19 protein-coding genes are annotated in these 21,741 nt (G+C 70.1%); 10 read left to right on the plus strand and 9 right to left on the minus strand.

What is annotated here, in order from left to right; translation table 11 throughout:
- Positions 1–33: 33 nt before the first annotated feature.
- The gene (locus tag GHC57_RS04090; RefSeq protein ID WP_153341454.1) at positions 34–843 is read right to left on the minus strand and encodes a 4'-phosphopantetheinyl transferase family protein; all 810 of its coding nucleotides are present in this window, start codon (positions 841–843) and stop codon (positions 34–36) included.
- Here GHC57_RS04090 and GHC57_RS04095 point away from each other — a divergent pair.
- Both GHC57_RS04095 and GHC57_RS04100 read left to right on the plus strand, forming a co-directional pair.
- Complete coding sequence (locus tag GHC57_RS04095; protein ID WP_153341456.1) at positions 842–1,816, plus strand: acyltransferase domain-containing protein; 975 nt, start codon at positions 842–844, stop codon at positions 1,814–1,816. The genes GHC57_RS04090 and GHC57_RS04095 overlap by 2 nt on opposite strands.
- A gap of 205 nt (positions 1,817–2,021) precedes the next feature.
- A complete protein-coding gene (locus GHC57_RS04100; protein ID WP_153341458.1) occupies positions 2,022–2,576 on the plus strand; it encodes a YcjF family protein in 555 nt (184 codons plus the stop codon).
- Between the two features lie 163 nt (positions 2,577–2,739).
- Here GHC57_RS04100 and GHC57_RS04105 read toward each other — a convergent pair whose 3' ends face one another.
- Genes GHC57_RS04105 through GHC57_RS04125 form a run of 5 tightly spaced genes read right to left on the minus strand, consistent with a single transcriptional unit; the run spans position 2,740 to position 8,537 of the window.
- Entirely contained in the window at positions 2,740–2,940 is a 201-nt protein-coding gene (locus GHC57_RS04105; protein WP_153341460.1) for a hypothetical protein, read from the minus strand.
- A gap of 13 nt (positions 2,941–2,953) precedes the next feature.
- Positions 2,954–4,285: an ABC transporter substrate-binding protein gene (locus GHC57_RS04110; protein WP_153341462.1), complete on the minus strand. Its 1,332-nt coding sequence runs from the start codon at positions 4,283–4,285 to the stop codon at positions 2,954–2,956.
- 11 nt (positions 4,286–4,296) lie between these two features.
- Complete coding sequence (locus GHC57_RS04115; protein ID WP_153341464.1) at positions 4,297–5,196, minus strand: prohibitin family protein; 900 nt, start codon at positions 5,194–5,196, stop codon at positions 4,297–4,299.
- A gap of 30 nt (positions 5,197–5,226) precedes the next feature.
- Positions 5,227–6,882 carry a cyclic peptide export ABC transporter gene (locus GHC57_RS04120; RefSeq protein WP_153341466.1) on the minus strand — a complete coding sequence of 552 codons (1,656 nt, stop codon included), beginning with the start codon at positions 6,880–6,882 and terminating at the stop codon, positions 5,227–5,229.
- Positions 6,873–8,537, minus strand: coding sequence for a cyclic peptide export ABC transporter (locus tag GHC57_RS04125; protein WP_153341468.1), 1,665 nt, complete (start codon positions 8,535–8,537; stop codon positions 6,873–6,875). The genes GHC57_RS04120 and GHC57_RS04125 overlap by 10 nt, the downstream gene beginning before the upstream one ends.
- 446 nt (positions 8,538–8,983) lie before the next feature.
- Between GHC57_RS04125 and GHC57_RS04130 the strand changes: the two genes are divergently transcribed.
- On the plus strand, positions 8,984–10,717 hold the full coding sequence (locus tag GHC57_RS04130; RefSeq protein WP_153341470.1) for a methyl-accepting chemotaxis protein: 1,734 nt from the start codon (positions 8,984–8,986) through the stop codon (positions 10,715–10,717).
- Here GHC57_RS04130 and GHC57_RS04135 read toward each other — a convergent pair.
- Entirely contained in the window at positions 10,689–11,294 is a 606-nt protein-coding gene (locus GHC57_RS04135) for a cytochrome b (RefSeq protein WP_153341472.1), read from the minus strand. The genes GHC57_RS04130 and GHC57_RS04135 overlap by 29 nt on opposite strands.
- A gap of 192 nt (positions 11,295–11,486) precedes the next feature.
- On the opposite strand from GHC57_RS04135, the gene GHC57_RS04140 reads away from it, so the two are divergent.
- Genes GHC57_RS04140 through GHC57_RS04170 form a run of 7 tightly spaced genes read left to right on the plus strand, consistent with a single transcriptional unit; the run spans position 11,487 to position 18,951 of the window.
- Positions 11,487–12,239: a CDP-alcohol phosphatidyltransferase family protein gene (locus tag GHC57_RS04140; RefSeq protein WP_153341474.1), complete on the plus strand. Its 753-nt coding sequence runs from the start codon at positions 11,487–11,489 to the stop codon at positions 12,237–12,239.
- On the plus strand, positions 12,239–13,969 hold the full coding sequence (locus GHC57_RS04145) for a sulfatase-like hydrolase/transferase (protein WP_153341476.1): 1,731 nt from the start codon (positions 12,239–12,241) through the stop codon (positions 13,967–13,969). The genes GHC57_RS04140 and GHC57_RS04145 overlap by 1 nt, the downstream gene beginning before the upstream one ends.
- Positions 13,954–14,949, plus strand: coding sequence for an ABC transporter substrate-binding protein (locus GHC57_RS04150; RefSeq protein ID WP_153341478.1), 996 nt, complete (start codon positions 13,954–13,956; stop codon positions 14,947–14,949). The genes GHC57_RS04145 and GHC57_RS04150 overlap by 16 nt, the downstream gene beginning before the upstream one ends.
- Complete coding sequence (locus GHC57_RS04155) at positions 14,939–15,739, plus strand: ABC transporter ATP-binding protein (RefSeq protein WP_153341480.1); 801 nt, start codon at positions 14,939–14,941, stop codon at positions 15,737–15,739. Before GHC57_RS04150 ends, GHC57_RS04155 begins: the two co-directional genes overlap by 11 nt.
- On the plus strand, positions 15,736–17,286 hold the full coding sequence (locus GHC57_RS04160; protein ID WP_153341482.1) for an ABC transporter permease: 1,551 nt from the start codon (positions 15,736–15,738) through the stop codon (positions 17,284–17,286). Before GHC57_RS04155 ends, GHC57_RS04160 begins: the two co-directional genes overlap by 4 nt.
- Entirely contained in the window at positions 17,283–18,335 is a 1,053-nt protein-coding gene (locus tag GHC57_RS04165; RefSeq protein ID WP_153341484.1) for a glycosyltransferase family 4 protein, read from the plus strand. Before GHC57_RS04160 ends, GHC57_RS04165 begins: the two co-directional genes overlap by 4 nt.
- Positions 18,336–18,384: 49 nt before the next feature.
- A complete protein-coding gene (locus GHC57_RS04170) occupies positions 18,385–18,951 on the plus strand; it encodes a CIA30 family protein (protein WP_153341486.1) in 567 nt (188 codons plus the stop codon).
- An 84-nt stretch (positions 18,952–19,035) separates the two neighbouring features.
- Here the strand turns inward: GHC57_RS04170 and GHC57_RS04175 are convergent, their stop codons facing one another.
- Both GHC57_RS04175 and GHC57_RS04180 read right to left on the minus strand, forming a co-directional pair.
- Positions 19,036–19,836 carry a S1 family peptidase gene (locus GHC57_RS04175; RefSeq protein WP_153341488.1) on the minus strand — a complete coding sequence of 267 codons (801 nt, stop codon included), beginning with the start codon at positions 19,834–19,836 and terminating at the stop codon, positions 19,036–19,038.
- Between the two features lie 99 nt (positions 19,837–19,935).
- Positions 19,936–21,684, minus strand: a complete 1,749-nt coding sequence (locus tag GHC57_RS04180; RefSeq protein ID WP_153341490.1) for a diguanylate cyclase — start codon at positions 21,682–21,684, stop codon at positions 19,936–19,938.
- Between the last annotated feature and the right edge of the window lie 57 nt (positions 21,685–21,741).

Raw genomic sequence — 21,741 nt, forward strand, 5'->3', positions numbered from 1 at the left:
CAACGATCTTCGTCAGAAGCCGTTGGGATACCCTCAGGAGGCGAGCGCCAGCACATCGGCAAGGGACGCCGCGGCCGCATCCACGCGCAGCCGGTCCGGCGTCTCGCAGCGCACGGCCAGGGCCATCCGGTGGTCGGGGCCGGGATCGAGCCGCCGGACCAGCCAGCGGTCGGCGGTGTCCCTGCCGTGTGCGAACCGCAGCGACAGGGGGTCCAGCGTGAAGGCGAAGGAGTCGAGGGCCTGCGACAACCCGGTGCCCACCGCCTTGACGACGGCCTCCTTCAGCGTCCAGAGGGCCAGGAAGGTGTCCAGACGCGCGACCTCCGGGGCCGCGCGCACGGCCGCCGCCTCGGACGGCGCGAAGAAGGGGTCCACCAGGTCGAGGCTCGAGGCGGGACGCCCGGCCCACTCCACGTCGAGGCCCACATCATGGTCCACCGCCAGCGCGACGGCCGCCAGCCCCCGCGTGTGCGACAGGTTGAGACGCAGACGCGGACACCCCGGCGGGCACACCGCCTCCGGCTTGCCCTGCGCGCCCTCGGTGAAGCGCCACGCCGACGGCGCCGGGGCGCCCCCGGCGGCCACGGTCAGCACGGCGCGGGCCAGGGCATGAGCCAGCGTGAAGACACGGCGGTCGTGCTCGAAGTGAAACCGCCCGGCGCGGTCGCGTTCGGCCTCGTCCAGCAGGGCGGCGAGCTGCGGCCACTGATGCGCGGCCACCGCCGCCACGGGCAGCCAGCGCACCCGGACCACGTCGCGCGCGGCGGCCGGGTTGTGGACTCCGGTCCGGTCGTGCCAGAACAGCCGTCGCTCAGCCAGGGTCTCGCTTGGGGATTTCCGCATGCCGCCCGCTCCATCCTCCCTGCCCGTCGTCTTCTGCTTCGCCGGACAGGGCGCGCAATACTACCACATGGGCGCGGACCTGCTGGAGCACGAGCCGGTGTTCCGGCAGTGGATGCGCATCGGCGACCAACTGGTCCGCGAGCGCCACGGGATTTCCCTGCTGCAGGCCACATACGACCCGGACCGGCGGCTGAGCGACCCCTTCGACCGGCTGGCGGTCACGCACCCCGCGCTGTTCCTGGTGCAATACGCCGCCGCCAAGCTGATGCAGCACCACGGTGTGCGCCCCGACATGCTGCTGGGCGTGAGCCTGGGGGAGTTCTGCGGCATGGCCGTGTCCGGCATGGTCTCGTTCGAAACCATGCTGGGCGCCATCGCCGACAAGCCCCCCCTGTTCGCCCGCACATGCCCCCCGGGCGGGCTGATCGCGGTGCTGGCCCCGCCCGAGGTCCAGGCGGACAGCGCCGTCCTGGCGGCGCGGACCGAACTGGTCGGCGTGAGCGCGGATCGGCATATCACGCTGGCCGCACTCGCAGAGGACCTGCCCGCGGTGGAAGACGAGTTGAGGCGGCGCGACCTGATCTTCCAGCGCCTGCCGGTGCCCCATCCGTTCCACTCCCGCTGGATCGACGGCGCCGAGGCCGCCCTTCGCGCCGACCTGGACCCGCCCCGCGAAACGGGATTCTGGCCGGTCTGGTCGTGCCGTGCGGTGGCGCCGATCGACACGCGGACCCCGGACCTGGCCTGGCGCATCGTGCGCGACCCGATGAAGGTCCGGGCCACGGTCAAGGCCCTGGAGGATGCCGGCGGGGCCCGGTACGTGGACATCAGCCCCTCGGGGACCTTCGCCGCCCTGATCCGGCAGACGTTGGCCCGGGAGTCGCCGTCGCGCGTGTGGCCGGTGCTGTCGCCCACCGGCGGCAACCTCAAGCGCCTGCGCCACGTTCTGGACGCGCTGGCCCCCACGGCATGAGGCGGGTCTCCGCGACCGAGACCGATCCGGAAGCCGAACGGACCTTTCATTGCCGGGGAAACCGCGATACGGTCGGGATTGTGAGTTGGAATCCCTCAAGGTCCTCCGGTGGTTTCTCCGCGCCACGGCTCCGGGAACCGCCCCTGCCGGAACAGCACCCTGCCGGAACAGCACCCTGCCGGAACAGCACAAGGAGACGACAGAGATGGTGAAATCGGACTCAGTCGCGGATGACGACGCCGGTGCGGCCCCCGGAGCGGACCCGGAGAAGACGACCCGGGCGCTCTCCGCCGAGAACATGATCAAGAGCTATGTCATCGCCTCCGTGGCGGCGGGCAGCGTGCCGGTGCCGCTGTTCGACATCGCCGCCGTGGCCGGCATCCAGTTGCGCATGATCCAGAAGCTGTCCCACCTGTACGGCAAAGAGTTCTCGGAACATGCGGCCCGCAACATCATCTCCGCCCTGGCGGGGGGCGTGGTCAGCTACGGCGGCGGCTATGTTCTGGCGGCCAGTGCCTTCAAGCTGATCCCCGGCATCGGCTGGATGGTCGGCATGGCCTCGCTTCCCATCGTCTCCGGGGCGACCACCTACGCGGTGGGCCGGGTCATGGTGAACCACTTCGAGGGCGGCGGCTCGCTGTTCGACCTCAGCGCGGACGACGTGCGGGCGTTCTACGAGGAGCAGTTCCGCAAGGGCAAGGAGGTGGCCGCCGGCTTGAAGGGCGCCGCCAGCGGCAAGGGCGGGTCCGAGGCCGCCTGATACCGCGCGACGAGGATGACGCCTTCGACACAGTCGGTGACGCCGGGCGGGAGTTGCATGCACTCCCGCCCGGACCGTTTTCATCCCCACGCAAGGGGCAAAACGGTCCGCGGCGGCGCGCTGCATTGGCGTCCGAGCCCGCCCGGCGCAGCGCCAACCGATCCTATTTCCGCGAGGGACGCCGGGCCACGGTCGGGCGGTCGTCCGACGCCAGCAGCACGATGAACCCCACCAGCGGCGAGAAGATCAGGGCGACCAGGAAGTTGCCGAACAAGCCGAACTTCTTGTCCCGACCCAGCAGGCCGACGACCCAGCTCAGACCGATCCAGAGCAGGAAAGTCCAGGGGTTTATCAGGTAGGGCATCGAACCTCTCCCGTCATTTCAGGTCGGGGGCGGGGGGCGGCCCCACGAGCACCTGCCAGTCCAGCGGCTTTCTGTAACGTGCCACGGTCTCGAACCGGGTGCCGTCGTGGCGGACGACGAAGACGTCGGTGTCCGTCACCAGACCGCTGGCATCGAACACCAGGCGCCCCGTCACACCCTCGAACGGTCGATCGTACCGCATGATCCGAAGGGTGTCGGACAGTTTTCCGGCCTCGATCTCGCCGGTCCGCTCTGCGGCCTCCGCGAGCAGCTTGACGGCATCGTACCCGATCGCCCCCACCTGATCCGGCTCAACCCCGAACTGCTCTTGGAACGCCGTCCTGAACGTCTCGGCAGCCGGCTGCTGGCTGTCGCCGTCATAGATCGAGGCGCCAACGACGTCCTTCATGGCGGCACGGTCCACCCGGTTGAGGATCAGATTGGAAAACAGGTACTCCGGCCCCAGGATCGGCATGCTCACCCCCAGGCCGCGGGCCGTATTGATGAAGGTCGCGGTGTCATCGACCGAGGACGCGGTCAGGAAGATGGCATCGATGTCGCTCGGCCGGAACAGTTCGTTGTCGAGCAGGAACAGCACCAGCCGCTCGACGGAGCGCTGGTGGCTGGTGATCGAGCCATCGAACAGAACGGTGCCCTGGTTCAGCGCGACCCAGTTGCGGAAGAAGGAGACCATCTCGGACCCATAGCCGGTGTCGTCGGCCAGCAGAACGAACCGGCGGTGCCCCTGAAGCAACGCGTAATGGGCCATCACGGCCGCGATGTCGGCGTTGCTGGGCTGCAGGGCGAAGACGGTGTCGAACCCGTGGCGCGTCAGCGACGAGGCCGTGGCATGGCTGGCCAGGAACAGGATGTCGTTCTCCTCGTAGAGGCCGCTGGCGGGGATCGCCGTGGCCGAGGAGACATGGCCCACCACGGCCAGCAGGTCCCGCTTCTTCGCAATCGCGCTGGCCAGCCGCATTGAATCGGCGACCACGCGTTGCAGTTCCGTGTGCTCGTCGTAGGCATCCTCGGTGGCGTGGACCAGCGCCAGCGGCCGCCCGGAGATGCCGCCGCCCCGGTTCACCTCGCTGGCGGCGAGCCGCGCGCCCTCCATGAACTGGTCGGTGTGCGCGGGGGGCTCGACCAGCACGATCCGGATGGCCTCCGCCCCGGCGGGACCCCGGTCCGCGAGGCCGACCTCGGAAAAGGTGAAGTCCGGCCTGAAGACGCTGATCGCCCACCCGAGCAGGAGCAGCGCGACCGCCGGCACCAGACGCCGCCGTCTGGCCCGCACGCGGTTCCGCTGCGATGCGCTCCGGGACGGATCGGGGGGCTGCGCGCGCACGGCGATCCTCCTTATCGGTCACTGCCGAGGATCAGCGGCATACCGCTTTCCCCGGCGCCGATCACGACGGTCTTGGCGTTCGGCGAGGTGGCCAGTTCGCGCGTGGCCTGGATCCCCTGCCAGCGCAACAGGTCGGCCGTCAGGCTCCGCTTGATGATGTCCTGATAGGCCTTGATGCCGCCGGCCTCGATGGCCTTGCGCTGCGCCTCCTGATCCGCGATCTGCAGGCGGAACTCGTAGGCCTTGAGCTCCTCCTTCAGGGTCAGCTTGCGCTCGATGGCGTCGCGCACCATCGGCGGCAGGTTGACCGCGCGCAACAGCACATCGTCGATCAGGATGTAACGGTCCTCGACGCTCGTCAGACTGCTGATGACGATGGATTCGAGAAAGCCGCGCTTGCTGGTGTAGACCTCTTCCGGCCCGTACTGACCGACGGCCTTACGCAGCACGGCCTCGGTTTCCGGGAACACGACCTTGTTCAGGTAGTCCGGGCCGACGGTGACGTGCAGGCGGGGCAGCAGGCGGACATCCGGGCGGTAGCGGATGGCGACCTTCAGGTCCACGGGCAGGCCGGTGTTGGTCAGCAGAAGATAGGACCGCTCCTGCGTCTGGAGGCGCACATTGTAGACGTACATCCGGTCCCAGGGCCAGATCAGGTGCAGCCCCTCGTCGTAGATCGTGTCCATTTCGGTGCCGCTGACCCAGCGATACAGCACGCCGGATTCCCCCGAGTGGATGGTGATGACCACCCGGTCCCACAGCAGGATCATGAGAATGGCGAAAGCCAGCGCAACCAGGGTCACCCAGACGGTGTATCGCCCCTGACGCCGCCTCCGGAGGATCGCCCGATACCCGTCGTCGTCATCGTCATCCCTGTCGGCGACGTTTTCAGGCGGATGTGCGACGCCCATCGCGACCTCAACTCCGTGCTGGGGGCATGATTATCGGCCCCTCTCGATGTCGGTGCCGGGCCGCTCCCAGATCACCCGCCCCAGGTCCATTTTGACGACCCGATCGGCCGTCTGCCAGAACCTGTCGTCGTGCGTCACGGCGATGACGGTCTTGCCCCGCGCCTTCAGGTCGGGCAGGACCTTATGGTAGAAATGCGCCCGGAAGCGCACGTCCTGTTCGGCCGACCATTCATCGAAGACGTAGACCGGCCTATCCTCCAACAAAGCCGCGATCAGGGCCAGCCGCTTTCTTTGCCCCGTCGAGAGCGACAGGCATGAAAACCGGCCATTCTCGAAGCTCACTTTGCCGGCCAGGCCCATTTCCTCAATCAGGGCGTTGACCCTGTTCGGGTCCGCCGCCTCGACACCATACAGCCGATCGAACAGATGGAAGTCCACGAAAATCGCCGAAAACAGTTCACGGTACCCGGCGATGGCCTCGCGATGGACCGGCCGGCCGTCCACGAGGATTCGGCCGGCGTCGGCGAAGATCAGCCCGACGATCAGCCGTAGCACCGTGGACTTGCCGCTGCCGTTGCCGCCGACCAGAAACACGGTCTCGCCCCGGTCGATCCCCAGGTTGAAGGGACCGGCGGTGAACACCGCCTCGCCGCTGTCGTCGCGATGGCTGAAGGTCAGACCGTCGAAGTCGAGACGCTGGACCCCCTGGAACGCGCCGGCCTTGCGCCTGGCCTCGTCCGGCGACACCGCATCGGCCCGCGCCAGCTCGGTCTGGATCTGCAGGATCGAGCGCAGGCCCACGTCCGCGCGGGAGAACAGCGGCCACTGCACCCCCAGCTTGACGAGCGGGCCCATGCAGAACAGCAGGACCGGGATCACCTGGAAAATGACCGTGTCGAAGTCCGGCACGACGCCCGGAAAGACCAGACCGACCACGCCCAGCAGGACATAGACCTGCACGGCGCTCAACAGGACGAACGACGTCCAGGTCTCGCCCGACAGTTCCAGCAGGTCCCGGGTCCGATCGGAGACGACCCGGTAGCGCGACAGCACCGCATCGCTTTTGCCGCGGTTGAGGCGCAGTTCCTTGCCGCCGTGGATGATGTTCGCGATGGCGTCCAGCATCTCCGCCTGGCGGGCGTGGATCCGCGACAGGACCTGGCGAAACTCCCGATCGATGAGGCGATAGGCGGCAAGGCCGCCCGCGACCGCGGCCAGGAACGCCAGCAGGGCCGGCAGGCAGAGAATTCCGAGATAGATCAGCGAGACCACCAGCAGGATCGCCTGCTGGACCCCGTCCACGATCAGCGGGAAGGTCACGGACAGGTGATTGGTTTCCTGCGCCACCAGCGTGTAGAGCCGGCCCCGGCCCATCCGGTCGATCTGGGGCAGTTCCGACTGCCGGACGCGGTCCATCACCCGGGCCCGCAACGCCTTGAGCAGGCGCTCGATCACCCTGTTGGCCCGCAGCATCGACACCCTGTTGCCGACGTAATAGATCAGGAACGCGGCGATGAACCCGCCCCAGGCCAGGACGCCGGGGCGATCGCCCACGGCGATCACATCGGTCACCTCGGTCACCGCAACCACGAGCAACGCGTTGGCCAGCCCGGACACCAGGGCCAGCGACAGCATCCACCACAGGTCCCGGCGGGGCGCGCCCCTGATGAAGTCGATCAGGGCCACGTCGGTCCGCCTCCCCCGCCGCCCGCGGCCTCGTCCGCCGTGTCCTCCATCGCGCCCAGGCTCAGCCGGATGCGGCGGTCGCAGCAGTCCCAGTACCTGTCATCGTGGGTCACGGCGATGACCGTCTTGCCGCGCCGCTTCAGGTCCGGAAGGATCCGGCGGTAGAAGGTGTCCCGGAAGTGGCTGTCCTGGTCGGCGGCCCACTCGTCGAACAGATAGATCTCCCGGTCCTCCAGACGGCTCACGATCAGGGCCAGCCGCTTGCGCTGCCCGGTGGACAGATCGAGGGTCGAGAACCGGCCGGCCTCGAACGCGACCTTGTCCGCCAACTCCATCTCGGCGATCTGGGCCTGGACCACCTCGGGCGCGACGTCGTCCAGGCCGTACAGCCGGTCGAACAGGTGGAAATCGTGGAAAATGGCCGCGAACATCTCTCGAAAGTCCTGCCGGGCCTCGGGCGTCACCGGGCGGCCGTCCACCAGGATCGCGCCCGCGTCCGGCGTGTAGAGCAGGCTGAGCAGCTTCATCACGGTGGTCTTGCCGCTGCCGTTGCCGCCGGTGAAGAACACGATCTCGCCCCGGTTCAGGGAGAACGTCCAGGGGCCGGTCGCGAACACCGTCTCGTCGTCCGGGGTGCGGTAGGAAAAGGTGATGTCGCGGTATTCGATCCGCGAGAACCCGGCGTATCGGGACACGGCGACGGGCGGCCCCGGCGCCACCGCCGCCCGGTCCAGCTTCGCCTCCAGGTCGTGGACATGGCCCAGGCCGATCTCCGCCTTCGCCGACAGGTGGCTGGCGCCGATGATCGACGTGACCGGGCCGATGCAGAACGTGGCGGCGGCGGCGATCTTGTAGATCGTGTCGTCATAGCCGTGAAAGAAGAGCGGCAGGACGAAGATGACGACCCCGACCAGCGCATAAACGAAAGCGTTGGAGAATTGGAGAAGCGAGACCCAGCGGCTGCCGACGCCGACCACCGCCCCTTCCAGATCATCGAGACCCTCATTAAAATGCCGGTACAAGCCGTCGTTCTTGTCGGCGTTCAGGCGGATTTCCTGAAAGCCTTCGACGAACGCGCCCATGGTCTCCATCATCGCGGCCTCGCGGTCGTAGATCTGCGCGAGAGCCCGGTTCAGGGCGATCCGCCGCCGCCAGAACAGGGACCCGCCCAGCGCCACGCAGGCGACCAGCACCAGGAACGAGGGCACCGACAGGACCGCGATGTAGAGCAGCACGAACGCAAGAAGGAAGGCGCTCTGGGCTGCGGCCACGAAGATGGGCAGGTTGTGGGCGAGCTGGTTGATTTCCTGCGCCACGGCGGCGAACAAGTGGCCGTGGCCGATCTGCTCCAGCGACCGCAGCGGGGTGTTCCGGATCTTGCCGACCACGCGCAACCGCAATCCGGCCAGGCGGTCCTGCAGCACCCGGTTGGCCTCCTTCAGCGAGGCTCGGCTGGCGATGTAGTAGAAGGCGAAGATCGCGAGATACAGCAGCACCATGCGTGGGCCGATCTCTTCGCGGACCGCCACCGTCTCGGCCACGTGATTGATGAGGCCGATCAGCGCCGCGTTGCCCAAGGCCGCCAGGGATATGATGACCGCGACGCTGCGCAGAGGCTGAGGGGACCCGACGGTCAAGAGGCGGGCAAGATGCATGGAACCACCGGCGATGCTGGGCCGGGAGCGAATCGCTCCGGACCGGACCCGGCTGAGCGTGCCTCACCCGCCGCTGGCCTCACTCCTCCCGACTATATCGACGGGCCGTTCGCGAGGCAACGCCGCGCCGCCCCACGGTCGCGCCGGGATGAAGCCGGCCCGCCCAATCGTGCGTGGATCGGCCGGGCAGGCCGTTGCCGCCTTGGTTGTTCGGCGGGGGCGAAAGCGTGTATGCAAGTGCCCTGCACACTCGGAGAGGGCGACCATCGGTCCGCGCCAAGAGTGTGTGCAAATGAACCTCTGGTGGATCAGACAGACGGCAACACCGCATCGCGGCGGACGCTGTGTGGACTTGTTGCCCGGACCATATTTGATTATAGTTGGAACAAATCTGGGAGGATTTCTGTAGAATTACTTTTTTTGTGACGTAACGGAGACCGCAACACATGGTAAAAACGTCCCTCGATCAGGTTCGCATCGACGAATTCAAGAAGTATATCAATCTCACGCAATCCGACCTGTCTCTTGTCATGGAGTTCCGGGACCTTCTGCGCCCGCACCTCCCGAATATTCTGGACGATTTTTATGTCGAGATGGAGACCTTTCCCCCTCTGCATGGTTTCGTGCCCAAACACGATATGCTGGAACGGGTCAAGGAGGTCGAGATCAATCATTGGATGGAGCTGTTCAGCCATCCCCTCGATGCGAGCTTCGTGGAAAAGGCCCAGGCGGTCGGCCGGGCCCACGCCCGGATCGGCCTGGACGAGCGCTGGTACATGGCCGCCTATGCCAAGGTGCTCGATCGCTTCTTCCGGGTCGTCGGCCAGCACAGAAAGGGCAGGAAGGCCATCGACATGATCGCGGCCATCCAGAAGGTCGTGATGATCGACATGGAACTGGCGCTGTCGGTCTATGGCCGCGACGTCCAGGACATGGCCCTGGACGAGTACGGCCTGGGCGAGAGCATCGACAACATCCGCCACGTGGCCAAGCTGGCGGAGATGGTCAACGACGCCATGATCCAGCTTGCCGAACTGGTCCGCGAGTCACGCGACATCAACGGCGCCAGCCAGACCATCGCCTCGGCGGCGGAAGAACTCACCACCTCCACCGCCCAGATCGCCGAGTCCGGCGAGGACACGGCCGCCGACGCGCGCGAGGTGGAAAGCGCGGTCCGCGCCGGCCAGTCCAGCGCCGAGACCGCCGTGGACGGCATGCGCCGCATCGCCGCCGTGGTCGCCGACACGGCGCAGCGGGTCGAGGGCCTGCGCGAGGCCAGCGAACAGATCGGCGAGATCCTGGTCTCCATCGAGGCCATCGCCAAGCAGACCAACCTGCTCGCCCTGAACGCGACCATCGAGGCCGCCCGCGCCGGCGAGGCCGGCAAGGGGTTCGCCGTGGTCGCGGGCGAGGTGAAGACCCTCGCCACCCAGACCGCCAAGGCGACGGAAGACATTCGCGGCCGCATCGACACGCTGCGCACCGAGATGAACGCCATCGTGACCGCGATGGAAGAAAGCCGTCAGGCCGTGGACTCCGGCAGCGAGGCCATCACGCGCACCGGGGCCGACATGAGGGCGGCCGCCGGGCGGGTGGGCGACGTCACCCGGCGCGCCGACGACATGAGCGGCATCCTGGGCCAGCAGACCGAAGCCACGCGGGAGATCAGCGACCGCATCACCCGCATCGCCGACAAGACGCGAACCAGCACCGATCTGGTGGACGGGGTGGCGCGCACCATCGGCGGCGCCAACAGTCTGGTCGCGGAGCGGGTCGAGCACTGGATGCGCGACGAGTCCGCGCTCTACATGCTGGAAACGGCCAAGGTGGACCACATCCTGTTCCGCAAGGGCATCATCGACGCGGTCATGGGGGCGGTCCACAAGGACGCGGCGTCGGTGCCCGACCACCACACCTGCCGCTTCGGCAAGTGGTACGACCAGCAGACCGACCCGGCCCTGACCGCCCACCCGGGCTGGAAAGCCATCCAGGAGCCGCACAAACGGGTCCACGCCTGCGCCAGGGCCGCGCTTGAGGCGCACAACACGGGCGATACGGAGCGCGCGTTCGCCCTGCTCCGCGAGTTGCACGACGGCAGCCGGGAAATCATCACCGCGCTGGAGACTCTGGCGCCGGCGCTCGAACAGGACATCAAGACCCGGATCCCCCATCTGACGTGAGACCGGGCGGCCCCGAACCCGATCCGGACCGCCCCCCGAACGGGGGCCACATCCGCGAAAACACGCCGTCTCGCCGCACCAGGCCGTGATAGGCCGCCGCGCTGATGTGGAGAACCACCAGACCGGCCACGGCAAGGCCGCCGGTGGCATGGACCGTCTTGGCGGCCTCGGCCAGGGCGTCGGAGCGGGGCACCAGCGACGGCACCCCCAGGGCGTCCAGGGTCTCGATCGGGAACCCGCCCGCCTTGACGCGCACATAGCCCGCGATCGGCATCACCAGCAGGAACGCGTACAGCGCCCCATGCGACAGGCGCGCGGCGGTCCGTTGCCATCCCGGCAGATCGTCGGGCAGCGGCGCGGGCCGGTGTCGCCAGCGGTAGGCCAGGCGGACCAGGATGAGGATGAACAGCAGAACGCCCACGTTCTTGTGGAAGATGAACAGGGCGTTCTGCGTCGTGCGATCGAGTCCGTCCTGCAGCATCACGATCCCCGCGGGGATGGTCGCCAGCAGCAGCGCCGCCATGGACCAGTGGAGCAGGCGCGCCGGCCATCGGTATCGGGTGTCGGGGATCGCCATCGGGTCTCTCCAACATATCGCGGCGCGCGCCCGGCGTGGGCGCCTCGACACCGCCTTCGGTCACGGTGCCTGATGGGGCCGGCCCCGACAAGGCCGTCGTCACGCGGGCGGATCGCATTGACGGAGGCGCCTTTGGGCCTCGGCCTGGGCCGCACCGCTTGACGGGCCGCGCGGCGGCGCCATGTGCTTGAGATGCTGTCCACGCAAGACCCGCCCGCTGATCCCCGATTCCGCAGCCGTCCGACGTTCGGTCCGGAAGGACCGACCGGCGCCTTCGTCTCGGCGGCGCTGTTCGGGGCTCTGGGGGTGGTGGCCCTGTCCGCCGTTCTGCCCGGCGCGGGCGTCCTGGCGGGGGCCATGGCCCTCGCCCTCTACCTTGTCGGGGCGACCCTGGCGGGTCGGGCGTTGGCGCGAACCTATCCCTTCCGACGGCTCGGCCTGTGCAATCTCGTCACCCTGGGCCGTCTGGCGCTGGTGGGCGCGCTCGTCGCCCCGACGGCGGCGGGGGTGGGACCGTCCTGGGCAGTCTTGGCGGTCGCCGTTGTGGCCCTGACGCTGGACGGCGTGGACGGCTGGATGGCCCGCCGATACGGCCTCGTCTCGGCGTTCGGCGCGCGGTTCGACATGGAGGTGGATTCCGCCTTCGCGCTCGTGCTGGCGCTCAACGCCGCCATCGGGTCCGAGGCGGGGGCGCTGGTCGTCCTGCTCGGGTTGCCCCGGTACGCCTTTCTGGCGGCCGGAATGGCCTGTCCCTGGATGCGGCCCGCCTTGCCCGATCGCTTCAGCCGCAAAGTCGTGGCGGTCGCGCACATGGCCGCGCTCATCGCAATGCAGGCGCCGCTGCTGCCCCCGAGTGGGGCCGCCGTGATGGCGGCGGCCGTGGCGGGGCTTGTGGGGTGGTCCTTCGCCAGAGACATTCTGTGGCTCTGGAGAGGGCGGGCCTGATGCGGACGGCCCCGCGCCTGATCCTGGCTGCCCTGGTGCTGCACCTCCTCCTGATCCAGCCGAACCACCCGGCGGCCATGACCTGGGGCGCGCTGGCCGTGCCGCCGCTGGAACTGCCGGTGATCCTGCTGGGGCTGCTCGTCCTGCCGCCCGGCGCGGGGGGGCGCGCGGTGCGCGCGGCGCTGGTCGCCGTGCTGCTGGGGATCGCGATCCTGAAGGCTGCGGATTCCGTCATGTTTACGGCCTTCGGGCGGGGTTTCAATCCGGTCGGCGATCTTGCCCTGATCGAGGCCGGGCTGCGGCTGTCGGCCGGGACCATCGGGCCGCTGTGGACCGTCGCCGCCGGCACGGGCGCGCTGGCCGCCGTCGTCCTGATCGGCGGCCTGCTCTGGTGGGCGACCGGCGCGTGGTCCCGGGTTCGGGTCGGCCGCCGGACGGGGCGGACGGCGGCGGTCGCGGCGGCCCTCTGCGCGGGCCTCGCCACGGCCGAGGTCGGGCAGGCCATGGGGCGTTGGACCCTGCCCGTGACCGTCCCCGGCGCGGCGTTCACCGCCCGGGTCGGGGTGGAGCGCATCGCCATGGCGCGTGAGACCCTGGCCGACCTGCGCGCCTTCCAGCGGGCGGCCGCGACCGATCCCCAGGCCGGGCGGGACGGGCTGCTGAGCGCCATCGACCGCGACGTGCTGGTGATCTTCGTCGAGAGCTACGGCCGGGCCAGCCTGGACACGCCGCTGTATGCCGCGACCCATCGGGCGACGCTGGCCGAGGCCGAGGCGCGCCTGGCCGGTCTCGGCCTGTCCATGCGGTCCGGTCTGCTGACTGCGCCCACGCGCGGCGGGCAGAGCTGGCTCAGCCACGCGACCTTCGCCAACGGGCTGTGGATCGCGGATCAGATCAGCTACAGCGCCGCGCTGGCGAGCGGGCGGCACACGCTCTTCCATCTGGCGGCGGACGCCGGGTTCCATACCGCCGCCGTCATGCCGCAGATCACCCTCGACTGGCCGGACTCCGCCGTCATGGGGTTCGAGACGGTGCTGGCCGCCCGCGACCTCGGCTACCGGGGACCGTCCTTCAACTGGGTGACCATGCCCGACCAGTACACCCTCGCCGCGCTGGACCGGCGGCTGCGGGCCCGGCCGGACGACCGGCCGCTGTTCGCGCAGGTCGCCCTGGTGTCCTCGCACGCGCCCTGGGTTCCGGTCCCCGACCTCGTGGCGTGGGACGCCATCGGCGACGGCCGCATCTTCGCCGCCATGGCATCGGCCGGAGACCCGCCGGCGGTGGTCTGGCGCGACCCTGACCGTGTGCGCGCGCAGTACCGCAAGGCCGTGGACTACGCGCTCCGGGTGGTGTTCGACTATGCCGCGCGCCATGCCGAGGACCCGCCCCTGATCGTCGTGGTCGGCGATCATCAGGCGGCCCGGTTCGTGGCGCTGGACGAGCGCCCGGATGTGCCGATCCACGTGATCGGACCGCCGGTGCTGGTGGCCCGCACCGAGGCCTGGGGCTGGACCGAGGGCCTGCTGCCGGCCCCGGACGCGACCCCGCGCCCCATGGACCGGATGCGGGATCTGATCGTGGAGGCGTTCTCCACGCCCCGCGCGGGCGAGCGCGGCGGCTGGTCCATGGACCGGCGGCCACGGGCGGACCACTTTTCCCTTGCATCCGGCCCGGCCGCCCGTAGCCTACCCCCGAAGATCGTGAGGATATCCCGATGCCCGGACCGCTGACCCGACGCACCCTTCTCGGCACCGGCGCGGCCGCCGTGGGCGCCACCGCCCTCGGGCTGCCGCCCCGACCGGCGCAGGCGCAAACGCCGGTCGGCCTGCAATTGTCCTGGCTGCACTCGGCGCAGTTCGCCGGCAGCTACATCGCGCTGGATCGCGGGTGGTGGGCCGCCCGGGGGCTGGACGTGTCGCTGCTGCCGGGCGGACCCAATGCGCCGGTGGAACCGCCGGTGGTGTCGGGCACGGCGCTGGTGGGCGTCTCGGCCGCCGACTACACGGCCGCCGCCGTCGAGCAGGGCGCGCCCTTCAAGATCCTGGGCGTGGCCATGCAGAAGAATCCGTTCGTGGTGGCCTCGCTGCCCGGCACCCCGGTCCATGAGCCCGCCGATCTGGTGGGCAAACGCATCGGCATGGCCCTGGCCAACACGCCGGTGCTGCAGGCGCTCTGCCAGCTCAACGGCGTGGACATCGACCGCATCACCATGGTGCCGACGCAGTATTCCGCGCAGCCCCTCCTGGCGGGCGAGGTGGATTGCCTGCTGTGCTGGGAAACCGATCTGCCCGTCGCCATGGAACGACAGGGCATCGAGAGCCTGACCATGCTCATGGCCGATCACGGCTACGTTCTGCAGTCCCAGACCTACATCGCCACCGAGGACAGCCTCGCCAACCGCCGCGCCGATCTGGTCGCGCTGCTGGCGGGCGAGGTGCGCGGCTGGGAGGCCTACCACGCGGATCCCGAGGCCGCCGCCGACCTGACGGTCCGGATGTATCCCGACGCCGGCCTGGACCCGGAAACGCAGAGGCTGCAGGCGGCGCGGCAGGTGCCGTTGATGTTCTCCGACCTGACCGACGCCCACGGCTTCGGCTGGTGGACGGATGACGCCGTGGCCGCCAACATCGAAACCCTGGCGCTGCTGGGCCGGACGGTCTCGCCGGACCTGTGGGACCGCTCCATCCTCGAAGAGGTCCATGGGACGTGATCCGGACCACCCGCCCGCGGTTGTCTGCACGGGGCTGGCCAAGACCTTCGAGGACGGGACGGAGGCCGTCCGCCCCGTCGATCTGACCGTCGGCGCCGGGCAGACCATCGCCCTGGTGGGGCCGTCGGGCTGCGGCAAATCCACGCTGCTGCGCATGGTGGCCGGTCTGGAGGCCCCGAGCGCGGGGCGGGTCGCGATCGCGGGACGACCGCCGGCCGAAACGCTGCGGCGCGCGGGGCTGGCGGTGGCCTTCCAGGACCCCTCGCTGCTGCCGTGGCGCACCGTGCGCGGCAACGTCAGGCTGGCCCTGCGCCTCGCGCGCCGCCCCATGGATGACGCGGACATCGACCACCTGCTCGCCCTCGTCGGGCTCGCCGGGTTCGAAGAGACGCGGCCGGCGGCCCTGTCCGGCGGCATGCGCCAGCGCGCGGCCATCGCGCGGGCGCTGTCCACGCGGCCGGGCCTTCTGCTGCTCGACGAGCCGTTCGGCGCCGTCGATGACCTGACGCGCCGCCAGTTGGCCCGGGACCTGCCCCGCCTTTGGGAGGCGCGCGGCACCACCACGCTGCTGGTCACCCATTCGGTCAGCGAGGCCGTCCGGCTGTCGGACCGGGTCATCGTGCTGTCGCCGCGTCCGGCCCGGGTGGTCGCGGAGATCGCCATCGGCCTGCCCCGGCCGCGCACGGAGGCGATCGGGGAGAGCGCCCAGGCCGCCGCCCTGACCCGCCAGATCTTTGCCGCCCTGTCCGACGGCATGGCGTCGCCCGCGACGGCGGGGCCCGCCTCATGACGCCACAGGGGAGCCGGTTCGGCCCGTGGATCGGCGGTCTGCTGCTGCTGGCGGGGTGGGAGTTGGCGGATCGGCTGCTGTCGGACGCCTTCGTGCTGGCCGGCCCGGTCGCGGTGGCGCGGTTTCTCATGGATGAAGGGGCGCTGATGGGGCGCGCCCTGGCGGTGACGCTCGGAAACGCCGCCGTCGGCTTCGTCATCGGCAATCTGGCCGCGCTGGCGCTGGCCGGCGTGGCGGTCGTCTGGCCGCGCAGCGAGCGGGTGGTCACGGGCCTCGCGCTGCTGGTGTTCTGTCTGCCCCTGGTGGCGACGGGGCCGATCCTGCGCGTCCTGTTCGGGCCCGGTCCCGGCCCGCAGATCACGTTGGCGGCGCTGGCGGTCTACTACACGACGCTGATCCCGCTGCTGGTGGGCCTGCGCGCCGTGCCCGACACCTGGGTGGAGCTGGTGCGCAGCACGGGGCGGGGCCGGCTGGCGGTGCTGGTCCACGTTCGCGCCATGGCCGCGCTGCCGGCGCTGTGCGCGGGCCTTCAGATCGCCGCGCCGGCCGCCTTTCTGGGCGCGATGGTGGGCGAGTTCACAGGCGCCGAGCGGGGCATGGGCGTGCTCACCATCCGGGCCATGCGCGCCCTTGACGTGCCGATGACCTGGAGCCTCGCGACGGTGGCGACGGCGGTGGCCGTGCTGGCCTATCTGGCCCTCGGGGCGCTGGCCCGGCGGGTGCTGCGGGCGCCGCCCCCGGTGATCCTGGCCGCACCGTCGGTGCGATCCAAACAGGGTGCGGCATGGCGCGATGTGGCGCTGGTCGCCGCGCTCGCGCTGGGGGGCTGGGCCGCCGTGATTGGGCTGGGCGGCCTCAACCCCTTCTTCGCCAAGGGACCGGGGGACGTGGTCACGGCCCTGGTGTTCGCCCCGGATGCGCCGGAGACGCGGGCCACCCTCGGCGCGGCGCTGGCCGAGACGGCGGTTTTCCTGCTGCCGGGCTATGCCGCCGGTCTGGCCGCCGGGGCCGGTCTGGCGGTGCTGCTGGTGCTCCTGCCCGGCGTGGCGGGCACCGTGCTGCCGCTGGCCATCGCGCTGCGGTCGGTGCCGATCGTGACCACCGCACCCCTGGTCGTGCTGCTGCTGGGGCGCGGCGCCCTGGGCACCATCGTGCTGGTCGCGGTCATGGTGTTCTTTCCCACGCTGGTCGCCTGCCTGCACGGCCTGCGCCAGACCCCGGGGCAGGTGCTGGACGTGTTCGACAGCTTCGCGGCCGGTCCGGTCACCCGCCTGATCCGCCTGCGCATCCCGGCCATGTGGCCGGCCTTTTTCGCGGCGGCGCGGATGGCCGTGCCGGCCTCCGTCCTGGCGGTCACGGTGGTCGAGTGGCTGGCCACCGGCAGCGGGATGGGCCGGCTGATGGCGCTCTCCGCCTCCTTGTCGGATTACGACATGCTGTGGTCTTGTGTGGTGGTCGTCTCGGTGCTGGCGGCCCTGGGCTACGCGCTGGTGGGCGCCGTCGAGCGCCGCGTGCTGGCCGTCTACGCCCCGGAGCAGCAGACATGACCCCGCGCCCCGCCGCCTTCGCCATCCCCGGAGACATTGCAACCCCCACCGGCGGCTACCGCTATGAGCGGCGGTTGCTGGAGGGCCTGCGCGACCAGGGCCGCGATGTCCTGCACCTTCAGTTCGGCGGCTCCTTTCCCGATCCAACGCCGGCGGACATGGCGGACGCCGTGGCGCAACTGATGGCGCTGCCGCCCGAGCGCGCCGTCATCCTGGACGGGTTCGTCTCCGCCACCATGGATCCCGCGGCGTTGGCCCGGATGCCGGGGCCGAGCGTGGCCATGGTGCACCACCCCCTGGCCCTGGAGAGCGGCCTGGACGACACCCGGCGGGACCGGCTGGATCGGCTGGAGCGGGAGAATCTGGCGCTGATCTCGCATGTCCTGGTGCCCAGCCCGCACACCAGGCGGATCGTGACCGAGCAGTACGGTGTGCCCGCCGCGCGCGTCACCGTCGCGCGGCCGGGGACCGATCGGCCCACTGGCCCGCGCGTGCCGGCCGATCCGCCGCTGATCCTGTCCGTCGGCATCCAGCACCCGCGCAAGGGCCATGATGTCTTGCTGCAGGCGCTGACCCGGCTGCGGGACTTCGCGTGGACGGCGGTGATCGCGGGGGACTGCTATGACGCCGATCACGGCCGGCACCTGGACGCGCTGCTGCTGTCCCTGGGGCTGGGCGGGCGCGTCCGGCTGACGGGGCGGGTCTCGGCCGCCGAACTGGACCGGCTGTACAGCACCGCGTCCGTGTTCGCGCTGGCGACCCGCTACGAGGGCTACGGGCTCGTGTTCGACGAAGCCCTCAGTTACGGACTGCCGATCGTGTCCTGTGCCACGGGGGCCGTGCCCGACACCGTGCCGCCCGAGGCGGGGCTGTTGACCCAGCCGGACGACCCGGACGCCTTCGCCGATGCGCTGGCCCGCCTGCTGACGGATCGGGCCGCGTGCGACAGGCTGGCCAACGCGGCAGCGGCTGCCGGACTCGGCCTGCCCACCTGGGCGGACACGGCCGCCACGGCTGGGGCGGTGCTGGACGCGCTGCCGGGCGGCTGACCCCGGGTCAGGCGTTGCCCCGCGCCCGCGTGACCCTACATGGTGTTCCATGAAACACGATATCCCCGTCGCCCCAGAGATCATCGACGACCTGAGTTGGGACGCGCCGTGGGCCGCCATCGGCAATCGTTGGGGCCTCGTCTCCGATCAGGTCATGGGCGGCGTGTCCGACGGCCGCATGACGCGCGAGACCGTCGCCGGCCGGACGGCGCTGCGCATGACCGGCCGCGTCAGCCTTGAGAACAACGGCGGATTCCTGCAACTCGCCCTCGACCTGGGCGACGCCGGGGCGCCCGTGGATGCGCGCCGATGGACCGGGATCCGGCTCGATGTCGTCGGCACGGGCGAGACCTACAACCTGCACCTGCGCACCTCCGATCTCCAGCGGCCCTGGCAGTCCTATCGCCAGAGCTTCCGCGCTCCGTCCACCTGGACGACGGTCCGGCTGCCCTTCGAGGGCTTCACCCCCCACCGGACCGATGCCCCCCTGGACCTATCGCGGCTGCGCCGGATCGGCATCGTCGCCATCGGTCAGGCGTTCCAGGCCGATATCGCCCTCGCCGACATCCGGTTCGATACGGTCGCGGACGCCGCGCCGCCCGGCCTGTTGGTTTAGGCCCGCGCGTCGCGCCTGACCATGGGCGTCTCACCATGGGCGTCTGACCATGGGCGTCTGTCCGCGCCCCGATGTGACGTCACTTCACCGCCAGCACAGCACGCGCGCCACGAACCGGCTGGCTCTTTCAAGCAGGGCGTCCTCGTCCAGGCGCTCGGTCGCCCGCGCCCACCGTGGCGCGACGCCCGACCGTTTCAGGAACGCCCAGGCCACCTTGCCGTTCACGGCGAACGCGAGGTCGTCCACGACCTTGCCGGTCTCCTCGTAGACCTTCGGCGTGTCGATCGCTCCGAACACCACACCGACCACCGCGCCCGACTGGTCGAGGACCGGGCCGCCGCTGGCCCCCCGCCGGATATCGGCCTGAAACACGAACCGGGGCGTCAGGCGCGCCGGATCGAGCGTGGCGCGACCGGGCACGTATTGCGGCGTGATGGTGGGCCGCCCCCTGTTCGGGTAGCCGACCACGGCGACCGGCGCGTCGGACAACGCCAGGCGTTCCCGGAACGCGGCCACATCCGGGGCCGGCGTGGGCGCGCGCAGCAACGCCAGATCATCCGCCTGGGACAGGGCGGCGACCCTGACCTTCTCCTTGACACCGGCCGGGGTCTCGATGGACACGGCCTGGCAGCCCGAGACCACGTGGCTGTTGGTCAGGATCCAGCCGGCCCGGCCCACGAAAAAGCCGCTTCCGATCGAGCTCAGGCGAAGCGACGACTCAACCGGATGCTGCGGCCCGGCGAGGGCCCGGCGGATTCGGTCGATGCGCTCCTGTTCGGCGGCGTCGCGCTGTCCGTCGGCGGTGGCGCTCTGGCAATAGCCCACGACACCCAGGGCAATCAGACCGACGGCCACGGTGGCCCGGCTCACGATGGACTTGGGCAAGATCGCCTCCCTGCCTGTGATCGCCGGGCATCGTACCGCAAGTTCCGGGTCGTTCGACACCGGCCGATGCGGGGCGGCCCGAGGGCACCCGATCCGCCGTCAGGGCGCCGCCGCCCATCGGTCCCGCCCGCCGGACTTGGCGGCATACAGGGCCTGGTCGGCCCGCTGGACCAGGGCTTCATGGTCCTCCATCCCACTGGTCATGACCGCCACGCCGATGCTGACCGTGAACGACAGGGTCGCGGTCCCGTCGATCTCGATCCGTGCCGCGCGGATGGCGGCCAGCAGGCGTTCGGCCATGGCGATGGCCCCCGTCTCGTCCGTTTCCGGCAGCAGGACCGCGAACTCCTCGCCACCGATCCGCCCGAGCCGATCCGAGGACCGCAAGCACGAAGAGGCCAACCCGGCCAGGGCGACCAGGACCCGGTCGCCGGCGGGATGGCCGTGGCTGTCGTTGATCTTCTTGAAATGATCGGCATCGATCAACAGCAGGCCCAGCGGCCGCCCATGCCGCCGCGCCAGATGAAAGGCGCGCGCGGTCGCGGCCATGAAGGCCCGGCGGTTCAGAAGGCCGGTCAGCCCGTCGGTGTCGGCCAGACGCCTCAGTTTGGCCTCCAGCGCCTTGCGCTCGGTGATGTCCCGCAGCACGCCCACATGGAGGTTCTCGCCGCCGTACAGTGTTTCGCTAACCGTGATCTCGACGGGAACGGCCGTGCCGTCCTTGCGGCGGGCCACGATGTCGCGCCGTCCGCCCATGGTATGCGCGGCGGTTACCTTGGCGTTGCGCACATAGCCGTCGTGATGGGTCGCGACATCCGGGAACATGAGCGAATTGACCGAAAGGCCGATCACCTCGGTCGGCGCATAGCCCAACATGGCGCCCGCGCCGTCATTGAACTCGCGGATGATGCCGTCGGCGCCGATGACGATGACGCCGTCCCGCGTGGTTTCCAGAAAGGCGCGCGTCCGCTGCTCGCTGGCTTCAAGGCGAACCCCTTTGCGCAGGAACAGGAACAGCAGCACCGCCAATCCGGCGCTGACCGCCACGGCCGCCAGTTCCATGACCAGCACCAGACCGCCGCCTGTCTTCCATCCGCCGACCGGGGCGGCGGCCAGCAGCCAGTGCCCCCCCGGCACCGCCACGGGCACCCGCACCGCATCGCCGGTGAAGAGGGTCGGGTCGCCCATGATCATGGCGCCGTCGGGCCCCTGGCCGTCCCGCCCCTTCATGGCGAACCGAATGTCCCCGCGACGCGGGGCCAGCCCCACCGCGCCGAACAGGCTGTCGGCATCGAGCACCAGACTCAGGATGCCCCAATAGTCCCCATTGTCCAGAAACACCGGCGTGCGGCTGATGAGCCCGTTGCCGCCCTGCACCAGGGCGAAGGGACCGCCCAGCACGGTTTCCCGGCGTTCGATGGCCCGCTTGACGGAGGGCCACTGGGCCGGCACATCCGGATAGAAGAGGCCGATCGCGGCCTCGTTGCCCTTCAGGGGATAGATGTGCGTGATGCGGTTGCCCGGCGCGATACCGACGTTGCGGAGGTGCTGGCCCAGCCGATAGAGCGTCCGCAACGCGGCCGTGGTGCGAGTCTCCTCCAGATCGGGCACGGCGATCACATGGGCCGCCAGACCGTTGGCCAGGAACACGTTGGTGTTGATCTCGGCTTCCAGCGCCGTGCGCAAGGCGGCCACGGTTTCGGTGACGCGGGCGCGCAGGTCCTGGGCTTCGCGGGCCTGTTCGGTGAGGGCGACGAAGCGCACGGCGGCGACCAGCACCAGACACAGCGCCAGCGAGATCAGGGCATCGCGAACCAGATGATGGGAGCGTCGCCGATGTGCGGGCATGACCGCGGTCTCGCTGGCTGGGGGGCAGACGGGCGCGGACCCGTCTATGCCCGGGCG

Origin of the sequence: Roseospira navarrensis, from assembly GCF_009601025.1 — a bacterium.
Classification (GTDB): Bacteria; Pseudomonadota; Alphaproteobacteria; order Rhodospirillales; family Rhodospirillaceae; genus Rhodospira; species Rhodospira navarrensis.

Bases quoted from the DNA above. Each gene is read 5' to 3' on its own strand.
- GHC57_RS04135 (WP_153341472.1), bottom strand. From the start codon at position 11,294: ATGGCGATCCCCGACACCCGATACCGATGGCCGGCGCGCCTGCTCCAC.
- GHC57_RS04165 (WP_153341484.1), top strand. From the start codon at position 17,283: ATGACCCCGCGCCCCGCCGCCTTCGCCATCCCCGGAGACATTGCAACC.
- GHC57_RS04095 (WP_153341456.1), top strand. From the start codon at position 842: ATGCCGCCCGCTCCATCCTCCCTGCCCGTCGTCTTCTGCTTCGCCGGA.
- GHC57_RS04125 (WP_153341468.1), bottom strand. From the start codon at position 8,537: ATGCATCTTGCCCGCCTCTTGACCGTCGGGTCCCCTCAGCCTCTGCGC.
- GHC57_RS04105 (WP_153341460.1), bottom strand. From the start codon at position 2,940: ATGCCCTACCTGATAAACCCCTGGACTTTCCTGCTCTGGATCGGTCTG.
- GHC57_RS04155 (WP_153341480.1), top strand. From the start codon at position 14,939: ATGGGACGTGATCCGGACCACCCGCCCGCGGTTGTCTGCACGGGGCTG.
- GHC57_RS04140 (WP_153341474.1), top strand. From the start codon at position 11,487: ATGCTGTCCACGCAAGACCCGCCCGCTGATCCCCGATTCCGCAGCCGT.
- GHC57_RS04090 (WP_153341454.1), bottom strand. From the start codon at position 843: ATGCGGAAATCCCCAAGCGAGACCCTGGCTGAGCGACGGCTGTTCTGG.
- GHC57_RS04180 (WP_153341490.1), bottom strand. From the start codon at position 21,684: ATGCCCGCACATCGGCGACGCTCCCATCATCTGGTTCGCGATGCCCTG.
- GHC57_RS04100 (WP_153341458.1), top strand. From the start codon at position 2,022: ATGGTGAAATCGGACTCAGTCGCGGATGACGACGCCGGTGCGGCCCCC.
- GHC57_RS04160 (WP_153341482.1), top strand. From the start codon at position 15,736: ATGACGCCACAGGGGAGCCGGTTCGGCCCGTGGATCGGCGGTCTGCTG.
- GHC57_RS04130 (WP_153341470.1), top strand. From the start codon at position 8,984: ATGGTAAAAACGTCCCTCGATCAGGTTCGCATCGACGAATTCAAGAAG.
- GHC57_RS04170 (WP_153341486.1), top strand. From the start codon at position 18,385: ATGAAACACGATATCCCCGTCGCCCCAGAGATCATCGACGACCTGAGT.
- GHC57_RS04115 (WP_153341464.1), bottom strand. From the start codon at position 5,196: ATGGGCGTCGCACATCCGCCTGAAAACGTCGCCGACAGGGATGACGAT.
- GHC57_RS04150 (WP_153341478.1), top strand. From the start codon at position 13,954: ATGCCCGGACCGCTGACCCGACGCACCCTTCTCGGCACCGGCGCGGCC.
- GHC57_RS04145 (WP_153341476.1), top strand. From the start codon at position 12,239: ATGCGGACGGCCCCGCGCCTGATCCTGGCTGCCCTGGTGCTGCACCTC.